Below are 21,513 nucleotides of genomic sequence, written 5' to 3' on the forward strand. Positions count from 1 at the left end.
GCTAACGGGAACGGCCCTGGTGCCTTACCTCACACCGGGGCCGCCCACGTCGGACTCGCGTCAGGACAGGCTCACGCCTTCCACTTCTCCCAGGACATGTTCCAGCCGTTGAGCCCGTTGTCCGGGTCGACGGTGCGGTCGTGGGAGTTCTTGACGACGACCACGTCTCCGACCATGGAGTGGTTGAAGAACCAGGCCGCCGGAGTGCCGCCGTCGTAGCCGCCGCGCACGTCGCGCAGGCCGATGCAGCCGTGGCTGGCGTTGTAGTTGCCGAAGGCGTCGCCGCCCCAGTAGTTGCCGTGCAGGAAGGTGCCGGACGTGGTCAGGCGCATGGCGTTCGGGACGTCCTTGATGTCGTACTCGCCGCCGTAGCCCACGGTCTCGCCGTTCATACGGGTCACCTTGAGCTTCTCGCTGATGACCATCTGGCCGTTCCAGGTCTCCATGCCGGGCTTGCCGGTGGTGACGGGGATGGTCTTGAAGTCCTTGCCGTCCCGCCGGACCTTCATCGTGAGCTTGTCGACGTCGACGACGGAGACCTGCTCACGGCCGATGGTGAAGGAGACGGTCTTGTGCTGCTTTCCGTAGACGCCCTCCCGGCCCTCGACGCCGTCGAGGTTGAGGTCGACGGTGACCTTGGTGCCGGACTTCCAGTACTTCTCGGGACGGAAGTCGAGGCGGTCGTTGCCGAACCAGTGGCCCTCGACGTCGACGGCCGGCTCGGTCTTGATCCTCACGGCCTTCTCGACGTCCTCGGGGTGGGTGATCCCCCTGGTGAAGCGCAGGGAGAACGGCATGCCGACCCCGACCGTGGAGCCGTCCTCCGGGGTGAAGGTGCCGAGGAAGGTGTTCTTCGGCGTGAGGGTCGTGAAGGAGGCGTCCTCGGCGGCCGTGCGGCCCCCGGAGTCCTTCGCGACCGCGTGCACCTTGTAAGTGGTGGCGGCGGCCAGGTGCGTGCTCGGCGTCCAGCCCGCTCCGTCGGCGGATATCTTCCCGTCGACCTTCTCGCCCTTGTCGTCCTTGACCTCGACCTCGGTCAGCTTCCCCTTGGCGGCGCTGACCTTCAGGGCGCCGCTGGTGTCGACGGACGCGGCCCCGTTCTTCGGAGCGATGGTGACGACCGCCTCCGACTGCTTGCTCTGCGCGGCCGCCGCGTCCTTGTCCTTGCCCTTCCCCCCGGATCCCGAGTCCGAGTCGCCCCCACCGCACGCGGTGACCGCGAGCAGCAGGGCGCCCAGTATCAGCGCCGGCACCCCCCTGCCGCGGCCACGCCCCGCTCGTCTGTCCGCCCGCGCGTCAACCGACGCCCCCGATATCGGTCGCACGTTCAATTCCGCTCTCCCCTCCCCCGGGCCCGGTCAGGGCCCACACCGCGCCTCCCATGCGCGCTGGCCGCATATTAACCACAAGGTCAGGAGCCCCGACGGTCGAAGATTGTCACCGTTCAGTCCCAACTTGATCAGACACTTCGCGCAACCCACCCCCCTGTCGGGTTACTTCAGCGCACTGCCCGCTTTCCATTCGTTCCAACCCATATTCCAGCCTCCGAGCCCGTTGTCGGGAGCGACCTGTTTGTCCTTGCTGTTGACGACCTCGATGACGTCCCCGATGAGACTGCGGTCGAAGAACCAGCCCGCGGGCGTGTCCGCGCTGCCGCCCTTGACGTCCCGCAGGCCGACGCAGCCGTGGCTGACGTTGGCCCGGCCGAAGGCGTCCGGCGCCCAGTAGTTGCCGTGCAGGAAGGTGCCGGATTCGGTGAGCCGCATGGCGTGCGGGACGTCCGGGATGTCGTACTCGCCCTTGCCGTCCTTCTTCTTGAAGCCGACCGTGGCACCGTTCATCCGGGTCAGCTCGAACATCTCGGTGACGACCATCTTGCCGTTGTACGTGGTCGTCTTGGGGGCGCCCGCCGTGATCGGCACGGTGGCGAGCACCTCGCCGTCCCGCCGCACCTCCATGGTGTGCTTGGCCGCGTCGACGAGCGAGGACTGGTGGCGGCCGACGGTGAAGGAGAACGTCTTCTCCTGGAGCCCGTAGACGCCCTCGGCCCCCTCGACGTCCCGGAAGTTCAGCGCGACGGTGACCCTGGTGCCGGGCCGCCAGTAGCGCTGGGGGCGGAAGTCGAGGCGGGAGGTGCCGAACCAGTGCGGCCGGATCTCGACGGCGGGCCGGGAGGTGACCCGCACGGCGCGTTCCACGGCGGCGCGGTCGGTGAGCTCCCGGTTGAACTCCAGGGAGACGATCATCCCGGTGCCGACGGTGGAACGGTTCTCGGGGCTGACGTAGCCGATGAAGCGCTCGTCGGGCACATACGTCGTGAACGTGGTGTGCCGGGCGGAGCGGCGGCCCTCGTCGTCCAGGGCCACCACGTCGACGCTGTACCGGGCGGCGAGCGCCAGCCGTTTCGCCCTGGGCTCCCAGCTGGTGCCGTCCGCGGAGATCCGCCCGGGCACCGGGGTGTCCTGCGCGTCGCGCGACGCGACGACCTTCACCGACTCCAGGCTCCCGCCGGGCGCCCGGACGCGCAGCGCCCGCTCGGGACGTACCCCCTTCTGGCCGTCACCAGGAGAGACCTGGATGACCTCCGCGGCCGCCGGCCCCTTGTCGAAGCCCCCGCCCGGGTCGCTCCCGGCGGGCTCCGGTGTGCAGCCGGCGGCCCCGGCCAGCAGTCCTGCCCATGTCACTACGGCGGCCAGCACGGCCCTCGCGCGCCGTGCGCGCCCTTGAACTCGCCTCACGTGATCCCCAACGAGCGGGCCCGCCCCAGGGAAACGTGAGTGCGACCCATGTGCTGGGCAGAACAGTGGGAAGACCACGTGATGGGGAGCCGCGCCGGTGCTCGGGAGCCGGCACCAGGGGCAGAGCGGCGCGCCTCTTCCCATCCCGTGACCACGAGCCGCGGGAGGCTGACCAGTGTCGAGCGCAGCCGAACAGGAGGCGGTGGCCGAGGGTGGGCACCCCGCCCTCGCCGTGAACGGCGCGCGCCGCGCCGTACCGCCGCCCGCCGTGCCCGTGTGGCCGGGGGCGTCGACACCACTGGGCGCCCGGTTCCGGGTCGGTCCGGACGGGGTCGCGGGCACCAACTTCGCGCTGTGGGCGGGCGGGGCCGAGGCGGTCGAGCTGTGCCTGTTCGACGAGAACGGGCGGGAGACCCGGGCGCGGCTGACCGAACTGACGCACGAGATCTGGCACGGCTTCGTGCCGGGTGTGATGCCGGGCCAGCGCTACGGCTACCGGGTGCACGGCCGTTGGGACCCGTGGACCGGCGCCCGCTGGAACCCGGCGAAACTGCTCCTCGACCCGTACGCGCGCGCGGTGGACGGCGAGTTCGCGCTGCCGCCGGAGGTGTACGGGCACGTCCGGGACTGGCCCGAGCAGCATGTGGCCGACACCGTCCGCGACGACCGTGACTCGGCGCCGTACGTCCCGAAGGGGGTCGTGGTCCACGACGACGCCCCCGACGACGAGTGGAGGGACGACCGCCGGCCCAAGACGCCGTGGGCGGACTCGGTCATCTACGAGCTGCACGTGCGCGGCTTCACCAAGCGGCACCCCGGCATACCCGAGGAGCTGCGCGGCACGTACGCCGGTCTGGCGCACCCGGCGGCGATCGAGCACCTGGTGAAGCTGGGCGTGACGGCGGTCGAGCTGCTGCCGGTGCACCAGTTCGCGCACGAGGACCACCTGCTGCGCCGGGGTCTGCGCAACTACTGGGGCTACAACTCGATCGGCTACTTCGCCCCGCACGCCGGGTACGCCGCCTCCGGGACGACGGGCCAGCAGGTGGGCGAGTTCCGGCGGATGGTACGGGCGCTGCACGCGGCCGGCATCGAGGTCGTCCTCGACGTGGTCTACAACCACACGGCGGAGGCGGGCGAGCTGGGTCCCACGTTGTCGCTGAAGGGCGTCGACAACCGCGGCTACTACCGCCTCCAGTCGGACGCGCGCCGCTACGCCGACTACACGGGCTGCGGCAACACCCTGCACGTGGTCCAGCCGCACGTGCTGCGCCTGATCACCGACTCGCTGCGCTACTGGGTGACGGAAATGGGGGTGGACGGCTTCCGCTTCGACCTGGCGGCGGCGCTGGCCCGCTCCATGCACGACGTCGACATGCTCTCCCCGTTCCTCGCGGTCATCGCGCAGGATCCGGTGCTGCGGCGGGTGAAGCTGATAGCCGAGCCGTGGGACGTGGGCTCCGGTGGCTACCAGGTGGGCGCCTTCCCGCCCCTGTGGACGGAGTGGAACGACCGCTACCGCAACGCCGTGCGCGACTTCTGGCGGCACGCGCTGCCCGACGTGCGGGAGATGGGCTACCGGCTGTCGGGCTCCAGCGACCTGTACGCCTGGGGCGGCCGGCGCCCGCAGGCGTCGGTCAACTTCGTCACCGCCCACGACGGTTTCACCCTGCGCGACCTGGTGTCGTACGAGCGCAAGCACAACGAGGCCAACGGCGAGGGCGACCGGGACGGCACGGACGACAACCGGTCGTGGAACGGCGGGGCCGAGGGCGAGACGGACGACGAGCGGGTACGGGCGCTGCGACGACGGCAGCTGCGGAACCTCCTGACCACGCTGCTGTTGTCGACCGGTGTCCCGATGCTGGTCGCGGGTGACGAGCTGGGACGCACCCAGGGCGGCAACAACAACGCGTACTGCCAGGACAACGAGATCAGCTGGGTGGACTGGGGGCTGCTCGAGGAGCCGGGCTGGAAGGCGCTGTTCGACCTCACCTCCCGGCTGATCGCGCTGCGCCACCGCCATCCCGTGCTGCGCCGCCGGGCGTTCTTCTCCGGGCGGCCGCACTCGGCGGACGGGCTGCGGGACCTGGCGTGGTTCACCGCGCGGGGCACGGAGATGACGGAACGGGACTGGTACGCGCCGGCGGCCACGCTCGGGATGTACCTGTCGGGACGGGACATCCCCGGCCGCGACGAGCGCGGCGAGGCGATCCTGGACGACAGCTTCCTGACGGTGCTGCACGCCGGGGACCGGCCGGTGAGCTTCGTGCTGCCGGGCCCGCCGTGGGCGGACCGCTACGAGGTGGTCGTCGACACCTCACGCGAGGAGCAGGCCGAGGCCCCGGCCGTCATCCACCGGGCTGGGGTGGAGGTGACGGTACCGGCGCGGGCGGTGCTGCTGCTGAGAGTGGTCGGCTGAGGTGAGCCGGGTCAGCCCAGGATCCCCCGCTCGTACGCCACCGCCACCGCGGCCGCCCGGTCCTTGGCGCCCAGCTTGGCGTACAGGTGGGTGAGATGGGTCTTCACGGTCGCCTCGCTGATGAACAGCTCCCGGGCAATCTCCCGGTTGGACGTGCCCTTGGCGACGAGTCCCAGGACCTCCCGCTCGCGGGGGGAGAGGGGCTCGTTGCCCGGGGCCCTGGGCGCGCGGACCGCGGAGACCAGGCGGGAGGCGATCGCCGGCGAGAGCACCGTGCGGCCCTGCGCGGCCGCGCGGACGGCGCTGAACAGCTCGTCGCGCGGGGCGTCCTTCAGCAGGTAGCCGGTCGCGCCCGCCTCGATCGCGGGCAGCGTGTCGGAGTCGGTGTCGTACGTGGTGAGGACGAGGACCTTGGCACGGGCGCGGCGCCGCGTCAGTTCGGCGATCGCCGCGACCCCGCCGCCGGCCGGCATGCGCAGGTCCATGAGGATCACGTCCGGGTCGAGGGCGGCGGCCCGTTCGAGGGCCTCGACACCGCTCGCGGCCTCGCCCAGCACGGTGAAGCCGGGCGCGGACGCGAACATGCCGCGCAGGCCGTCGCGTACGACGGGATGGTCGTCGACGATCAGCAGGGAGATCGGCGCTTCAGTTGTCATGGCGCACCAACGGTACGCGAGCCGACAGCGCCGTGCCGTGTCCCGGCTCGGACTCCACGGTGAGGGAGCCGGCGATGCGTTCGGCGCGGCCGCGCATGCCGTCGAGGCCGAAGCCGCCGCTGCTCGTGCGTTCGGGGAGGGTCAGCGGGTCGAAGCCCCGTCCGTCGTCGCGGATGTCGAGGATCACCTCGTCGCCCAGGAAGCTGAGGGTGACACCGAGGCGGGTGGCGGCCGCGTGGCGGGCGGCATTGGAGAGTGCCTCCTGGACGATGCGCAGGAGGGTCGCCGAGACCTCCTCGTGGAGCTGTTCCACCGTGCCGGTGACCGTGAACCCGGCACGCACGCCGGTCCGTTCGCCCCACTCGGCGACCGTCTTCTTCAGTGCCTCGGGCAGCCCGTCGTGCTCCAGGGCCACGGGGGCGAGGTTGTGCACGGAGCGGCGGGCCTCGCCGAGGCTGTGACGGGCGAGGTTCACGGCACGGCTCACGTGCTCGCGCGCCAGTTTCTCGTCGGGGGTGTTCGTGACGACCTGGAGCTGGGCGATGATGCCGGTCAGGCCCTGGGCGATGGTGTCGTGGATCTCGGCGGCGAGCCGCCGGCGCTCGTCGGCGACGCCCGCTTCCCGTGCCTGTACGAGGAGTTGGGCGTGCAGGGCGGCGTTCTCGTCGAGGGCCTGCTGCAGCGCGGCGTTGGTACGCCCCAGTTCGGCGATGGTCTCTGCCTGGACGTAGGCGCGTTCCTGCTCCTGATAGGCGAACCGGGTGAACACGCCGACCAGGCCCATGTTGACGCCGAGAACGAGGAAGAAGCCGAGCCAGAGGACCAGGCCGTGCGGCGGCATGCCGCCCACCTCGCTGCCGGCCATGGTGATCGCGGTCAGGAACAGACCGGGCATCACCAGTCGGCGGGGCAGTTCGCGGGCAGCGGTGTAGTAGCCGGCCACCGCGTAGAAGGCGAAGAACGGATTGAGCCAGGTCAGCACGAACCCGAGGGCCCAGCGCAGCAGGTAGAGGCACACACCGGTCCGGCTCGGGCCCGGCCGCCTCCGCTTCACCCGCCCCCACCACACCTGCAGAAGGGCACCCGCGGCCACGAGGGGCACCGAGACGATGATCTCGGTCCGCCCCATGCCGACCGGGCGGGCGGAGAGGGCCGCCGCGACGACGCCGACGGCCAGCAGCGCGTAGGGCCCCCGGTTGTCGAAGGGGGTCCGGGCCTCCACCGGCACCGTGTTCGTCACGACCCCAGTGTCCGGCACGGGCCCGCTCACTCCCAGCGGAACCAGCGCACGGCGGCGGCCGTGAGCAGGATCGTCCAGGCCGCGACGACGCCGAGGTGGCCCCAGCCGGGCCAGTCGCCCGCGGCGGCCTCGTTCAGGGCCTGCGCGGCCGCGCCGAAGGGTGAGAAGCCGACGGCCTTCGCCAGTACGTCCGGCATGGTCTGCACCGGCGCCCACACGCCCGCGCAGAACATCGCCGGGAAGAACACGGCGGACCCGATCGCGCCGGCGATCTTCGTCGTCCGGGACAGCGCCGAGACCACCGCGCCGAGCGCGAGGGCGGCCAGCACGGCCAGGACGAGCGCGAGGACGTATCCGAAGGGCTGCTCGGGCAGTCGTACGTCGAAGGCGAGCCGGCCGACGACGAGGGCGAGCAGCGACGATGTCAGGGCGGCGCCGCCGAACACCACCATCTGCGCGGACAGCAGGGCGGACGGGCGGACCGGGGTGGTCGCCATGCGGCGCAGGATGCCGCGCTCCCGGTAGCCGGTGAGGTTCTGCGGCATCGCCTGGAGGCCGCCGACGATCAGACCGAGCAGCACGGCCACCGGGACGTAGCCGTCCACCGGGCGCAGGCCGCCGAAGGAGTCGTCGGGCTGCCGGAAGGACGGGATCGAGCCGAGGATCACCAGCAGCAGGGTCGGGAACAGCAGGATCCAGAACAGGGCGCCGGGTTCACGGCGGAAGAGGCGGATCTCGGTGCGCAGGACGGCGGTGTTCATGCCGCGGCCTCCTTCGTGCCGTTCCCGGTCAGATCGAGGAACGCGTCGTCGAGCGTGGCGTCGGTGACGCGCAGCTGGTGGGCGGTGACGCGGTGGCGGGCGAGGAGGGTGATGACGGCGTTGACCGTCTCGTCGCCGCCGGCGAGGGTGACGCGGCCGTCCCGGTACGCGATCGAGGCGAGCCCGGGCAGCGCGTTCAGATCGCCTTCGTCCAGCGGGGCGGACGGGGTGAAGCTGATGACGGTGGCGCCCGCCGAGCGGCGGATCAGGCCGGCCGGGGTGTCCAGGGCGGCGACGCGCCCCTTGTCGATCACCGCGATCCGGTCGCAGAGCCGCTGCGCCTCCTCCATGAAGTGGGTGACGAGCAGGACGGTGACGCCGTTCGCGCGGATGTCCTCGATCAGCTCCCAGGTGTCCCGGCGGGCCCGCGGGTCGAGGCCGGTGGTGAGCTCGTCCAGGACCACGATCCGGGGGTCTCCGATCAGGGCCAGCGCGATGAACAGGCGCTGCTTCTGGCCGCCGGAGAGCTTGCCGACCCGGGAGTCCAGCTTGGCGGTCAGGCCGAGTCGTTCGGCGAGGGGCGCCCAGTCCAGGGGGCGCGGGTAGAAGGCGGCGTACAGCTCCAGGGCCTCGCGGACGGTGAGCTTGGGTTGCAGCTCGCTCTGTTGGAGCTGGGCGCCGAGGACACCGGCGACCCGCTCGTGGTCGGCGACGGGGTCGAGGCCGAGCACCCGGACCCGGCCGGCGTCGGGCACCCGCAGGCCCTCGACGCACTCGACGGTGGTGGTCTTGCCGGCGCCGTTCGGGCCGAGGACGCCGAAGATCTCCCCCTCCTCGACGGTGAAGGAGACGCCGTCGACGGCCGGACGGCCGCCGTAGGACTTGCGCAGTTCGCTGACTTCGATGACGGGCATGGCACCAGGGTCGCGGGGCGTGCGCACGGCGCGCATCGGCCGACGCGCTCGCTCCGGCATCGGCCGATCGGTTGATGCGGGGATACGACCCGACGCGGGTTCGGCTCCTCGAACGCGCAGGTCGTAGGACCAGCGAAGGAGGGGGATCGGGCCGAAACCCGGTGGGCGATGTCAGTGCCGGTCCGTAGGCTCGCGGTGATGCCGACACAACCCGCACCCACCAAGGACCGGTCCGCCGTCCGGACGTTGCTGCGCCTTTGGCCGTACGTGCGGCCCGTCCGGGCGCGGCTGTTCACCGCCGCCTTCGTGGCGGTCCTCGCGTCCTGTCTGGGGCTGGTGATCCCGCTCGTCCTGAAGTGGATGGTCGACGGTCCGGTCACCGACCGGGACCCGGCGGGCGTCTGGCTCGGAGCGCTGTACCTGCTGCTGCTCGGGCTCGCGGAGGCACTGCTGTTCGGGGCGCGGCGGTGGCTGGTGGCGCGGCCGTTGTCGCACGTAGAGGCGGAGATGCGGGCGGATCTCTACCGGCGTCTGCAGCGGCTGCCGGTGGCCTTCCACGACCGGTGGGCCTCGGGGCAGCTGCTGTCGCGGGGCACCACGGATCTGATGCTGCTGCGCATGTTCCTCGCCTTTCCGCTGACGTTCCTGCTGGTCAACTCGGTGACGATCCTGGTCGGCGTGCTGATCATGCTGGCGCAGGACTGGACGCTGGGGCTGGTGATCCTGGGGCCCGCCGTGCCGGTGATGGTGACCTGCGTGGTGTTCGAGAAGCGGTACGCCGACGTGGCGCGGCTCGCGCAGGACCAGGTCGGTGATCTGACGACGGTGGTCGAGGAGAGCGTGCTCGGCATCCGCATCATCAAGGGGTTCGGACGGCACCGCAGCCAGGCGCGGGCGTTCCGGGAGCTGTCGCGGACGTTGCGCGGGACGGAGCTGCGCAAGGCGCGGCTGCTGGCGGCGATCTGGGGCGTCATCGTGACGCTGCCGGAAGTCGCCATCGGGGCGGCGCTGGTGCTCGGGACCGTGCAGGTGGCCGACGGGGAGTTGTCGGCGGGCACGTTGGTCGCGTTCCTGTCGACCGCCCTGGCACTGCGGTGGCCGGTGGACTCGATCGGGTTCCTGCTGGCGATGAGCCAGGAGGCGGCGACGGCCACGGAACGGTACTTCGAGGTGATGGACGAGGCGGCGGAGGAGCCGGGGGCCGCCGGTGCGCCGAGGTCGGTGCCGGAGGGCGGGGAGACGGCACGGGGGCTGCGCTTCGACAACGTTTCCTTCCGTTATCCCGATGCTCCCTCCGGGTCCGCACCCGTGCTCGATCGCGTCGTTCTCCACGTCCGGCCCGGGGAGTCCATGGCGCTGGTCGGGGCGACCGGGAGCGGCAAGACCACGCTCACCGCGCTGGTGCCCCGGTTGCACGAGGTGACCTCGGGGCGGATCACGCTGAACGGCGAGGACATCACCGCGATGCCGAGGGAAGCGCTGCGTGCCCGTGTCGCCGTCGCGTTCGAGGAGCCGACGCTGTTCTCGGCGAGCGTCGGGGAGAACGTGCTCATGGGAGCCGGGGACGACGCCGGTACCGAGGAACTGGAGCGGGCGCTGGCCGTCGCGCAGGCGGACTTCGCGCACGCGTTGCCGCAGGGGACCGAAACGCAGGTCGGGGAGCAGGGACTCAGTCTGTCGGGCGGTCAGCGGCAGCGGCTCGCGCTGGCCCGCGCGGTCGTCGGCCGGCCGGAGTTCCTCGTCCTGGACGACCCGCTCTCCGCGCTCGACGTCCACACGGAGGCCGCCGTGGAGGCGGCCCTGCGCCGGGTGCTCGCCGACACCACGGCGCTGATCGTGGCGCACCGCCCGTCCACCGTGCTGCTCGCCGACCGCGTCGCCCTGCTGTCGGGCGGCCGGATCGCCGCGGTAGGCACCCATCAGGAACTGCTGCGCACGAACGCCGAGTACGCCCACCTCATGTCCGGTCTCACATCCGGCGAGCAGGCCGGTCACCAGGAGGACGAGCGATGACCACGTCCACCACGTCCACGACTCCCCCCTCGGGCTCCACCACCGCCGACCAGGAGCTCCCCCTCTCCCAGAAGACCGGCGACCCCTTCGACCGGGACGTCCTGCCCACCCCGCCCGGTGCCACGGCCGCCCTCCTGCGGTCGCTGCTCACCCCGATGAAAGCGCGCGTCACCGTCACCACGCTCCTGCTGCTGCTCCAGCAGGCGGCCGTCCAGGCGGGCCCGCTGCTGGTGGCGTACGCCATCGACCGGGCGGTACCGGCCTTCCGGGACCACGACCGCGGTCCGCTGATCGCGGTGGCCGTGGGCTATCTGCTGTGCGCGGTGGTGTCCGGCGGACTCCAGTACGCGTTCATCGTCGCCTCCGCCCGCGTCAACCAGGACGTGCTGCTCGACCTGCGGGGCCGGATCTTCCGGCACGCCCAGGCGCTGAGCGTCGACTTCCACGAGCGCTACACCTCGGGCCGGCTCATCTCCCGCTCCACCACGGACGTGGAGTCGCTGCGGGAGCTGCTGAGCGAGGGGCTCCAGGAGCTGGTGACCGTCATCCTGTCCTTCGTCTACATCTCGGCCATGCTGCTCTGGCTGGATCTGGACCTGGGCGCGGTGGCGGTGGCCTCGTTCGTCCCGCTCTACCTGCTGGTGCGGACGTACCGGCGGCGGGCCGCGCGGGTCTACACGAAGCGGTCGACCGCGATGGCCGCGGTCATCGTGAAGTTCGTCGAGACGATGAACGGCATCCGGCCGGTGCGGGCGTTCCGCCGCGAGGACGTCAACGACGAGGCGTTCGCGGTGCTGAACCGGCGGCACGAGCGGACCAACGGCGACGCCACGCTGGAGATGGCGCGGTACGTGACCGGTTCGCGGCTGGTCGCCAACACGGCCGTCGCGGGGATCGTGCTGTGGGGCGCCCACCGGGTGGCGGACGGCTCGCTGGAACTGGGTGTGCTGGCGGCGGCGGTGCTGTACCTGCGGCGTCTGTACGACCCGATAGACCGGCTCGGGATGTTCCTGAACTCGTACCAGTCGGCGGCGGCCTCGCTGGAGAAGATCGCGGGGCTGCTGGCGCAGACGCCGTCCGTGCCGGAGCCGTCGGCGCCGAAGGAGCTGCCGCCGCTGCCGGGTGAGCAGCCGGGCCGTGAGGTGGTCTTCGACGGCGTCCGGTTCGCCTACCGCACGGGCGGTGAGGTGCTTCCCCGCTTCGATCTGACCCTGCCGGCCGGGCAGACCGTCGCGGTCGTGGGTTCCACGGGCGCGGGCAAGTCCACGCTGGCCAAGCTGCTGGCCCGTTTCTACGACCCCACCGAGGGCCGGGTGCTGCTCGACGGGGTCGACGTGCGCGACCTGGCCGTGCCGGAACTGCGGCGCGGGGTGGTGATGGTGACGCAGGAGGCGTTCCTGTTCTCCGGCACGGTCGCCGAGAACATCGCGATCGGGCGGCCGGACGCGACGCGGGAGGAGATCGAGCGGGCGGCGAAGGCCATCGGCGCGCACGAGTTCATCAGCGCGCTGCCCGACGGCTACGACACGGACGTACGCAAGCGGGGTGGCCGGATCTCCGCCGGTCAGCGTCAGCTCGTGGCGTTCGCCCGGGCGTTGCTCGCCGACCCGGCGGTGCTGATCCTGGACGAGGCGACCAGTTCGCTGGACATCCCCGGGGAGCGGGCGGTGCAGCGCGCGATGGCGACGGTGCTGAACGGCCGTACGGCGGTCGTGATCGCGCACCGGCTGTCCACCGTGGAGATCGCCGACCGGGTGCTCGTCATGGAGCACGGCCGGATCGTCGAGGACGGTGCCCCGGCCGAACTGATCGCGGGAACCGGCCGGTTCGCCGATCTGCACCGGGCGTGGCGGGACAGTCTGGCTTGACTGTTCGCCCACCCGGGCTCGACTCCAACTCCCCGGAGCCTCCCGCAGGGCCGGCCGAGCCTCGCCCCGGGTTCAACTACCCCACCCCCTGCCCCTCTTGCAACCAATGATCCGTATATCGAACATGACCATCCGGTCAACGAAGCCTTTCCGGCCAACTTCTTGACGCGCTCCTGACAGCAAGCGCCATCCGGTGCCAGGCTTCCCACGGCCGCTTCACAGCAACCCCACATGCGTCGAGCTGTGAGGCCACACGGCCACCCGCACCTGGTTCCGCGCAACGCCCTGTTCTGCCCGGACGGCCCACCCGCCGCCCGGTCTCCCCTGGCCGCGCGACCCGCGGCCGCGCAGAAGGAGTCAGTGTTGAGAAGCAGTTCCTCCCACAGACGCACCTCCCACACCCGCAAGGCCACGGCTGTCGCCCTCGTCGGCGTCGCCGCGTTCCTCGCCGCCGCCGTCCAGAGCGGTGCCGCCAACGCAGCCCCGGTGAAGGCACCGTCGGCCGCGGGCAAGGCCGACCCGGGCGCGCTGCCCGCGAAGCTCACCCCGGCCCAGCGCGCCGAGCTGCTCCGCCGGGCGGACGCCGGCAAGGCGAAGGCCGCCGAGCAACTGGGCCTCGGCGCCAAGGAGAAGCTGATCGTCCGTGACGTGCTGAAGGACCGCGACGGCACCCTGCACACGCGGTACGAGCGCACCTACGAGGGCCTTCCGGTGCTCGGCGGCGACCTGGTCGTCGAAACGGCCCCGTCCGGACGGACCGAGGGCGTCATCAAGGCCACCCGCGCCCAGATCAAGGTCGCCTCGCTGAAGCCGGCCGTCACGGCGTCGAAGGCCGAGCAGCAGGCGCTGGGCGCCGCGAAGGCGGAGAAGGCCAAGAGCCCCGACGTCAACAGCGCGCCGCGCAAGGTGATCTGGGCCGCGAACGGCACGCCGACCCTGGCGTACGAGACGGTCGTCGGCGGCTTCCAGCACGACGGCACCCCGCAGGAACTGCACGTCATCACCGACGCCACCACCGGCAGCAAGCTCTTCGAGTGGGAGGCGATCGAGACCGGCACCGGCAACACGGTGTACTCCGGCACGGTCGACCTCACCACCACGCAGTCCGGGTCGACGTACAACCTGACCGACGGCGCGCGCGGCGGTCACAAGACCTACAACCTCAACCGGGGCAGCTCCGGCACCGGCACGCTCTTCTCGGGCCCCGACGACGTCTGGGGCAACGGCCAGGCGTCCAACGCGGAGTCGGCCGGCGCCGACGCGCACTACGGTGCCGCGCTGACGTGGGACTACTACAAGAACGTGCACGGCCGCAGCGGCATCCGGGGCGACGGGGTGGGCGCCTACTCCCGGGTCCACTACGGCAGCAACTACGTCAACGCGTTCTGGTCCGACGCCTGCTTCTGCATGACGTACGGCGACGGCTCGGGCAACGCCAACCCGCTCACGTCCATCGACGTGGCCGGTCACGAGATGACCCACGGCCTGACCTCGGTCACCGCCAAGCTGAACTACAGCAACGAGTCCGGCGGTCTGAACGAGGCCACCTCCGACATCCTCGGCACGGCGGTCGAGTTCTACGCCAACAACTCCTCCGACGTCGGTGACTACCTCATCGGCGAGGAGATCAACATCAACGGCGACGGCACCCCGTTGCGCTACATGGACAAGCCCAGCAAGGACGGCTCGTCCAAGGACAGCTGGTACTCCGGCCTGGGCAACCTCGACGTGCACTACTCGTCGGGCCCCGCCAACCACTTCTTCTACCTGCTCAGCGAGGGCAGCGGCACCAAGACCATCAACGGTGTCACCTACAACTCGTCCACCTCGGACGGCCTGCCGGTGACCGGCATCGGCCGCGCCAAGGCGGAGCAGATCTGGTTCAAGGCGCTCACCACGAAGTTCACCTCCAACACCAACTACGCGGGCGCCCGCACCGGCACCCTCGCGGCGGCGGGTGAGCTGTACGGCACCACCTCGGCCGAGTACAAGGCCGTACAGGACGCGTGGGCGGGCATCGCGGTCGGCTCGCGCTCCGACGGCGGTGGCGGCGGTGGCGGCACGTCCTTCGAGAACGCCGCCGACGTATCGATTCCGGACAACGGCGCGGCGGTCACCTCGTCGGTCACCGTCTCCGGGCGGACCGGCAACGCCCCCTCGAACCTTCAGGTCGGCGTCGACATCGTGCACACCTACATCGGTGACCTCCAGGTGCAGCTGATCGCCCCCGACGGCACGGCGTACACGCTGAAGGCGTACGGCACCGGCGGCAGCGCGGACAACCTCAACACCACGTACACGGTGAACGCCTCCTCCGAGGTCGCCAACGGGACCTGGCAGTTGAAGGTCCAGGACAACGCGGCCCGGGACACCGGCTACATCAACAGCTGGAAGCTCACCTTCCCGTAGGCCGGCCGCCCTTCGGGCAACCGTCCGCACAGGCGCCGTCCCGGGCTTCGAGCCCCGGGGCGGCGCCCGCGTTTTTTGCCCGCCCTATGCACACGTCGGGTTGGCGCTTTACCCAGGTCAACTCCGTTTACATTCCCGCAATGTTCACCCGGGAGACGGTTTTCAGCCAACATCACGGGAGGGTCATGACATGTACGCGTCCCTGGTGCAGTCTTCCTCACAACCGCCGCACAACTTCACAACCACCTCCGGCCGGCCGCCCCACGCCGACCCGGACTCCCCCACCAAGGAGCTTGTGTGTCCTCCCTCTACGCGCGTCACAAGCGCTCCACTCTGGCCATCGCCACCACCGTCGCCGCCGGAGCGCTGCTCACCACCGGTCTGACCACCGGTTCCGCCGCCGCCCAGGTCCCCGCGGACACCACCGCCAAGGCCCCGCTGGCCGCCGCACCGGTCCAGCTCACGTCGGCAGCGCGCACCACGCTCATCAAGCAGCAGCAGGCCGACGCGTCCCGGACCGCGCAGGAGATAGGTCTCGGCGCCAAGGAGAAGCTGGTCGTCAGAGACGTCGTCAAGGACGCCGACGGCTCGGTCCACACCCGCTACGAGCGCACCTACGCGGGCCTGCCGGTCCTCGGCGGCGACCTGGTCGTCCACCAGTCCAAGTCCGGTGCGACCAGCGGCGTGACCAAGGCGCTCAAGGCCGCCGTCAAGGTGGCCTCGCTGAAGCCGCAGATCACCACCGCCAAGGCGGAGAAGCAGGCACTGACCGCCGCCCAGGCCGCCGGTTCCGAGAAGACCGCCGCCGACCAGGCCCCGCGCAAGGTGATCTGGGCGGGCAACGGCACGCCGACCCTCGCCTACGAGACCGTGATCGGCGGCCTCCAGGACGACGGCACCCCGAACGAGCTGCACGTCATCACCGACGCGGCCACCGGCAAGAAGCTCTACGAGTACCAGGGCATCGAGACCGGCAGCGGCAAGAGCCTCTACTCCGGCACCGTCACCCTCGGCACCACGAAGTCCGGCTCGACGTACCAGCTGAACGACACCGGGCGCGGCGGCCACAAGACGTACAACAAGGCCCGCAGCACCAGCTCCTCCGCGGGCACCCTGTTCACGGACGCCGACGACGTCTGGGGCACCGGCACCGCCTCCAGCTCCAGCAGCGACCAGACGGCCGCCGTCGACGCCGCCTACGGCGCCGCGGTCACCTGGGACTTCTACAAGAGCGCCTTCGGCCGCAGCGGCATCGCCAACGACGGCAAGGCCGCCTACTCCCGCGTCCACTACGGCAACGCCTACGTCAACGCCTTCTGGGACGACAGCTGCTTCTGCATGACCTACGGCGACGGCGAGGGCAACACCGACCCGCTGACCTCGCTCGACGTGGCCGGCCACGAGATGAGCCACGGTCTGACCGCGGCCACCGCCGGCCTCAACTACAGCGGTGAGTCCGGTGGACTGAACGAGGCCACCTCGGACATCTTCGGCACCGGCGTCGAGTTCTTCGCCAACAACGCGTCCGACAAGGGCGACTACCTCATCGGCGAGAAGATCAACATCAACGGCGACGGCACACCGCTGCGCTACATGGACAAGCCCAGCAAGGACGGCGGCTCCGCCGACTACTGGTCCTCCGGCGTCGGCAACAAGGACGTCCACTACTCCTCGGGCGTCGCCAACCACTTCTTCTACCTGCTGAGCGAGGGCAGCGGCTCGAAGACGATCAACGGGGTGACCTACAACTCCCCGACGTCCAACGGCTCCACCGTCACCGGCATCGGCCGCGACAAGGCGCTGAAGATCTGGTACAAGGCGCTGACGACGTACATGACGTCGACGACGAACTACAAGGCCGCCCGCACGGCGACCCTGAACGCGGCGTCGGCGCTGTACGGCTCCTCCAGCACCGAGTACAAGACCGTGGCCGCGGCCTGGTCGGCGGTCAACGTCGCCTGACGCACATCCGCTTGACATGAGTGGCCCCCGGGACGAAGGCAGCCCCGGGGGCCGCCCTACTCTTGGGCGCATGTCCTTCACGTACGCGGATGTCGGCGCGACCCGCGAGAGCGGCTTCTGCCCGCCCGGCTTCCACCCCCTCCATGTGCGCGCCCGCCTCGGCGAGGGGCAGGCACTCTTCCAGCGGGCCGCCGAGGCCGTCCTCACCTGGGAGATGCACCGTGCGCTGGGCGTCGGCATAGCCGCGGCCTCCGACCGCGCGGCCCCCGACGTGGACGTCACGGTCACCCTCGCCGGGATGATCAAGGCTCCCTGCCGGGTGGTGTGGACCGTGGAGGAAACCCGCCGGGCGGGCTGGGCCTACGGCACCCTCGCCGGACACCCCGAGTGCGGTGAGGAGTCCTTCGTCGTCGACCGTACCGGCGACGGCACGGTCTGGCTGACGATCTCCGCCTTCAGCCGCGCCGCCAAGTGGTACTCCCGGGCCGGCGGCCCGGCGACCCGGGGGCTGCAACACGCCTACGCCCGCAGGTGCGGGGTGGTCCTGCGCAAGCTGTGCGCGCCGGAGGACGACGCCTGAGCCGCTGCCCGGCCTCCGTCGCGGCCACCGGCCCCTCCCCCGGGTGACGTGCAGGCCGGCGGGCGACCGCCCGGCCGGCCCTCACGTCAGTGTCGCGGAGACCTCACCGCAGCAACACCCCTGCTCCTTCCCCGAGTTCCTCCCCCGGCACGGTCACGAGTCCCAGCTCCGCGGTGGACGCGAGGAGCCGGTGGGCCGGGAGGATGCGGACCGTGTAGCCGTAGGGGCCGGTGCGGTCGAGGGAGAGGGGACCCTCGTAGACCCAGCGGCCCTCCGCGTCCGGTCCGCCCATCGACTTCAGCGGGACGGTCGTCGCGTCGGTGATGCGGTCCCGGGAGTCGACGCGGCCGGAGAGGACCTGGACCTCGACGTCGTCGGGGGCGAGGTCGCCCAGGCCGACGCGGACCCGGAGGGTGAGGGTGGTGCCCAGTTCCGCGGTGGCGGTGCCGGCGGACGTCTCGACGTGGTCGACGCTGACGCCGTGCCAGGCCGCGCGCACCCGGGACTTCCAGGCGGCGAGTTCGCGGGCGGAGTCCGGGTCCATCGAACGGTGGGCGAGACCGGCGGGGGCGTACAGCCGCTCGACGTACTCGCGCACCATACGGCCGGCCAGCACCTTGGGACCGAGCAGGGTGAGGGTCTGGCGGACCATCTCGATCCAGCGGTCGGGCAGCCCGCCCTGGCCGCGCTCGTAGAAGCGGGGTGTCACCCGTTGTTCGAGAAGATCGTAGAGCGCGGCCGCCTCGATGTCGTCCCGGCGGTCGGGGTCGGTGCCCACGCCGTCCGCGGTGGGGATCGCCCAGCCGAAGTCCGGCTGGAACCACTCGTCCCACCAGCCGTCCAGGACGGAGAGGTTGAGACAGCCGTTGAGGGCGGCCTTCATACCGGAGGTGCCGCAGGCCTCCAGCGGCCGCAGCGGGTTGTTCAGCCAGATGTCACAGCCGGGGTAGAGCTTCTGTGCCATCCCCATGCCGTAGTCGGGCAGGAACACGATCCGGTGGCGCACGCGCGGGTCGTCGGCGAACCGCACCAGTTCCTGGATGAGCCGCTTGCCGCCGTCGTCCGCCGGGTGCGCCTTGCCCGCGATCACGATCTGGACCGGCCGCTCGGGGTGCAGCAGCAGGTCCATCAGCCGGTCGCGGTCCCGCAGCATCAGCGTCAGCCGCTTGTACGACGGGACGCGCCGCGCGAAGCCGATGGTGAGCACGTCGGGGTCCAGCACCCCGTCGATCCAGCCGAGCTCGGCCGTCCCCGCGCCGCGTTGCCGCCAGGACGCGCGCAACCGCTCCCGCACCTCCGCCACCAGTTGCTCGCGCAAGGTCCGGCGCAGCTCCCAGATGTCCTGGTCGGCGATGTCGGCGACCGCGTCCCAGCGGCCGTCGCCGCCCACGCTCAGCGCGTCCTCGGCCCGCTCCGCGCCGACCTGCCGGGCGCCCAGGCGCAGCACCTCGGGGGCGACCCAGGTGGGGGCGTGCACGCCGTTGGTGACGGAGGTGATCGGGACCTCGTCGGGGTCGAACCCCGGCCACAGGCCCGAGAACATCCCCCGGCTGACGTTGCCGTGCAGCAGCGAGACACCATTGGCGCGCTGGGCCAGACGCAGACCCATCACGGCCATGTTGAAGAGGTTGGGTTCGCCGCCCGGATAGGTCTCCATGCCGAGCCGCAGGACGCGTTCGACGTCGATGCGCGGGAGTTCGGCGTCGGGTCCGAAGTGGCGGGCGACCAGTTCACGGTCGAAGCGGTCGATACCGGCCGGGACGGGGGTGTGGGTGGTGAAGACCGTCCCCGCCCGGACCGCCTCCAGCGCCGAGTCGAAGTCCAGACCCTCCGCGCAGAGTTCGGCGATGCGTTCGAGGCCCAGGAAGCCCGCGTGGCCCTCGTTGGTGTGGAAGACCTCCGGTTCGGGGTGACCGGTCAGCCGGCAGTACGTCCGCACCGCCCGTACACCCCCTATGCCGAGCAGCATCTCCTGGAGCAGCCGGTGCTCGCTGCCGCCGCCGTAGAGCCGGTCGGTGACCGAGCGTTCGCCGAGGTCGTTCTCCTCGACGTCGGAGTCGAGCATGAGCAGCGGCACCCGGCCCACCTGGGCCAGCCAGATCCGGGCGTGCAGCGACTTTCCGCCGGGCAGCGCGAGGGAGACCTGGGCGGGGGTGCCGTCGGCCTCCCGCACCAGCGCCACCGGCAGTTCGTTGGGGTCGAGGACGGGATAGTGCTCCTGCTGCCAGCCGTCCCGGGAGAGGGTCTGGCGGAAGTAGCCGTGGCGGTAGAGGAGCCCCACGCCGATCAGCGGCAGACCGAGGTCGCTGGCCGCCTTCAGATGGTCGCCGGCGAGGATGCCGAGGCCGCCGGAGTACTGCGGCAGCGCGGCCGTGATGCCGAACTCGGGTGAGAAGTAGGCCACCGCGTCGGGAAGTTCGTCGGACTGGGTCTGGTACCAGCGCTCCCCGGTGACGTAGTCGTGCAGGTCGTCGGCGACCGCGGCGAGGCGGCGCAGGAAACGGCGGTCCTCGGTCAGCTCCGCGAGCCGTTCGGACGAGACTCCGCCCAGCAGGCGTACCGGATCACAGTCTGAGGCGGCCCAGCGTTCCGGGTCGACGGACTGGAACAGGTCGCGGGTCTCCGCGTGCCAGGACCAGCGCAGATTGCGCGCGAGGTCGCTGAGTGGCCGCAGGGGTTCGGGAAGAACGGGACGGACGGTGAATCGACGGATCGCCTTCACATTCCACCTCGGCGCGTTGCGTTGTGGACGCACGGCGGTGTGCGTCTCGGCGTCACCCCCGACGGTACCGGCGTCGGCGTCCCGTTCGCTGGGAGTGCCGCGCCCCGACCAATATGGCCGATTACACCCCATAGGCCTCCTTGTGTCACCCGGTCCCGCACGAGAGGCTGCCCGGAGGCGTACCCGCTCGACCGTCAGGAACGGTCGAAATCGGCCATGTCCACGGCGCGGCGCCCAACGGCTACGCGCCCCGGACGCGGAGAAAAGGGGGAGCCTCTCCGGCGTCATGTAGACGGCCACCGTGGGCAACGAGGGCAACCAGCCGGTGACAACTCCCTCGCACGAGTGAAGGAGACGACCACGGTCGGCGCGACGGACCGTACGTGCGCCAAACCGGCCTGCTCCGGGCACGGCCCCCGAGGTCCGCTCCGACGCAGGTCGCCGGGACGCTGGTTGACTCGGCCTCGAAGGGGAAGGTGTCCGGCCGGGATCCGGGTTCACCGAACGAACTCCTGCGGGTGCCGTCCGCGTAGGGCGGAGTGCCGGTACGGGCCCCGTTCGGCTCGAACGGGGCCGGTCTTGTGCGTAGACATACGCGCGAGTAGTTAACAAAGTGCCGGATTGCGTACCCGAATAGGGTGGGAAGGCTCCACCGGTATCCCCCAGGTACACCACGCAGGACCCACCTCCCCACAGCCATCCGCCCACCCACGTTGACGCGGACAGGAGCGGTCATGCCCGCCACGCACCATTCGTCAGCACCCCCGACACCCAGCACCGCCGCACCTCCCGTGCGCACCTCGGACGTCGGTCCACCACCGGTCCCGGAGCGGTCCTCCACGCCCGGCGCCACCGCCGTCGGGCGCATACCGGTCCTCGACGTCCGGCCCGTCGTCCAGCACGGACGCCTGCCCGCCAAGGCGGTCACCGGTGAGACGTTCCAGATCTCGGCCACCGTCTTCCGCGAGGGCCACGACGCGGTCGCCGCCAACGTGGTCCTGACGGACCCGGACGGCCGCCCCGGCCCCTGGACCCCGATGCGCGAACTCGCCCCCGGCACCGACCGCTGGGGCGCCGACGTCACCCCGGACGCCGTCGGCCGCTGGACGTTCCACGTCGAGGCCTGGAGCGACCCGAGTCGGTGACGGCGTCGCAGACGCTGCCGTTGCTGGTGGAACGGGAGCGGGCGCTGTACGGCGCCTGGTACGAGTTCTTCCCCCGCTCGGAG

General features: G+C 71.2%; 13 protein-coding genes and 1 pseudogene. 7 read left to right on the forward strand and 7 right to left on the reverse strand.

The annotated features are described in order from the left end of the window. Positions 1-71: 71 nt before the first annotated feature. Entirely contained in the window at positions 72-1,331 is a 1,260-nt protein-coding gene (locus tag IG99_RS26545; RefSeq protein WP_078947911.1) for a L,D-transpeptidase, read from the reverse strand. A 162-nt stretch (positions 1,332-1,493) separates the two neighbouring features. After that, positions 1,494-2,738 (reverse strand): L,D-transpeptidase, encoded by a 1,245-nt coding sequence (locus IG99_RS26550; RefSeq protein ID WP_037677824.1) that lies wholly within the window; start codon positions 2,736-2,738, stop codon positions 1,494-1,496. A 175-nt stretch (positions 2,739-2,913) separates the two neighbouring features. Here IG99_RS26550 and glgX point away from each other — a divergent pair, with 175 nt between their 5' ends. After that, complete coding sequence (gene glgX, locus IG99_RS26555; protein ID WP_037677825.1) at positions 2,914-5,160, forward strand: glycogen debranching protein GlgX; 2,247 nt, start codon at positions 2,914-2,916, stop codon at positions 5,158-5,160. Positions 5,161-5,171: 11 nt separating this feature from the next. Here the strand turns inward: glgX and IG99_RS26560 are convergent, their stop codons facing one another. The 4 genes from IG99_RS26560 to IG99_RS26575 are packed head-to-tail and all read right to left on the reverse strand — an operon-like array spanning position 5,172 to position 8,731. Continuing rightward, positions 5,172-5,816: a response regulator gene (locus tag IG99_RS26560; RefSeq protein ID WP_037677826.1), complete on the reverse strand. Its 645-nt coding sequence runs from the start codon at positions 5,814-5,816 to the stop codon at positions 5,172-5,174. Continuing rightward, a complete protein-coding gene (locus tag IG99_RS26565; RefSeq protein WP_051865902.1) occupies positions 5,806-7,056 on the reverse strand; it encodes a sensor histidine kinase in 1,251 nt (416 codons plus the stop codon). Before IG99_RS26565 ends, IG99_RS26560 begins: the two co-directional genes overlap by 11 nt. Positions 7,057-7,082: 26 nt before the next feature. Continuing rightward, positions 7,083-7,817, reverse strand: coding sequence for an ABC transporter permease (locus IG99_RS26570; protein WP_037677828.1), 735 nt, complete (start codon positions 7,815-7,817; stop codon positions 7,083-7,085). Next, a complete protein-coding gene (locus IG99_RS26575; protein ID WP_037677877.1) occupies positions 7,814-8,731 on the reverse strand; it encodes an ABC transporter ATP-binding protein in 918 nt (305 codons plus the stop codon). Before IG99_RS26575 ends, IG99_RS26570 begins: the two co-directional genes overlap by 4 nt. A gap of 198 nt (positions 8,732-8,929) precedes the next feature. Between IG99_RS26575 and IG99_RS26580 the strand changes: the two genes are divergently transcribed. The 5 genes from IG99_RS26580 (at position 8,930) to IG99_RS26600 (ending at position 17,563) form a co-directional block, all read left to right on the forward strand. Beyond that, on the forward strand, positions 8,930-10,744 hold the full coding sequence (locus IG99_RS26580; protein WP_037677879.1) for an ABC transporter ATP-binding protein: 1,815 nt from the start codon (positions 8,930-8,932) through the stop codon (positions 10,742-10,744). Continuing rightward, on the forward strand, positions 10,741-12,612 hold the full coding sequence (locus IG99_RS26585; protein WP_037677829.1) for an ABC transporter ATP-binding protein: 1,872 nt from the start codon (positions 10,741-10,743) through the stop codon (positions 12,610-12,612). Before IG99_RS26580 ends, IG99_RS26585 begins: the two co-directional genes overlap by 4 nt. Positions 12,613-12,975: 363 nt before the next feature. Then, positions 12,976-15,021, forward strand: a complete 2,046-nt coding sequence (locus IG99_RS26590) for a M4 family metallopeptidase (RefSeq protein ID WP_158973239.1) — start codon at positions 12,976-12,978, stop codon at positions 15,019-15,021. 297 nt (positions 15,022-15,318) lie between these two features. Next, positions 15,319-16,983: a M4 family metallopeptidase gene (locus tag IG99_RS26595; protein WP_037677831.1), complete on the forward strand. Its 1,665-nt coding sequence runs from the start codon at positions 15,319-15,321 to the stop codon at positions 16,981-16,983. Positions 16,984-17,053: 70 nt separating this feature from the next. After that, the gene (locus tag IG99_RS26600) at positions 17,054-17,563 is read left to right on the forward strand and encodes a DUF1990 domain-containing protein (RefSeq protein WP_037677833.1); all 510 of its coding nucleotides are present in this window, start codon (positions 17,054-17,056) and stop codon (positions 17,561-17,563) included. A gap of 103 nt (positions 17,564-17,666) precedes the next feature. Here the strand turns inward: IG99_RS26600 and IG99_RS26605 are convergent, their stop codons facing one another. Further along, a complete protein-coding gene (locus IG99_RS26605) occupies positions 17,667-20,285 on the reverse strand; it encodes a glycosyltransferase family 1 protein (RefSeq protein WP_037677834.1) in 2,619 nt (872 codons plus the stop codon). Between the two features lie 734 nt (positions 20,286-21,019). Here IG99_RS26605 and IG99_RS26610 point away from each other — a divergent pair. After that, positions 21,020-21,513: pseudogene (locus tag IG99_RS26610) on the forward strand (maltotransferase domain-containing protein); the annotation flags it as partial.

The sequence above is a fragment of the Streptomyces griseus subsp. griseus genome (assembly GCF_000720255.1).
Taxonomy (GTDB): Bacteria; Actinomycetota; Actinomycetes; order Streptomycetales; family Streptomycetaceae; genus Streptomyces; species Streptomyces griseus_I.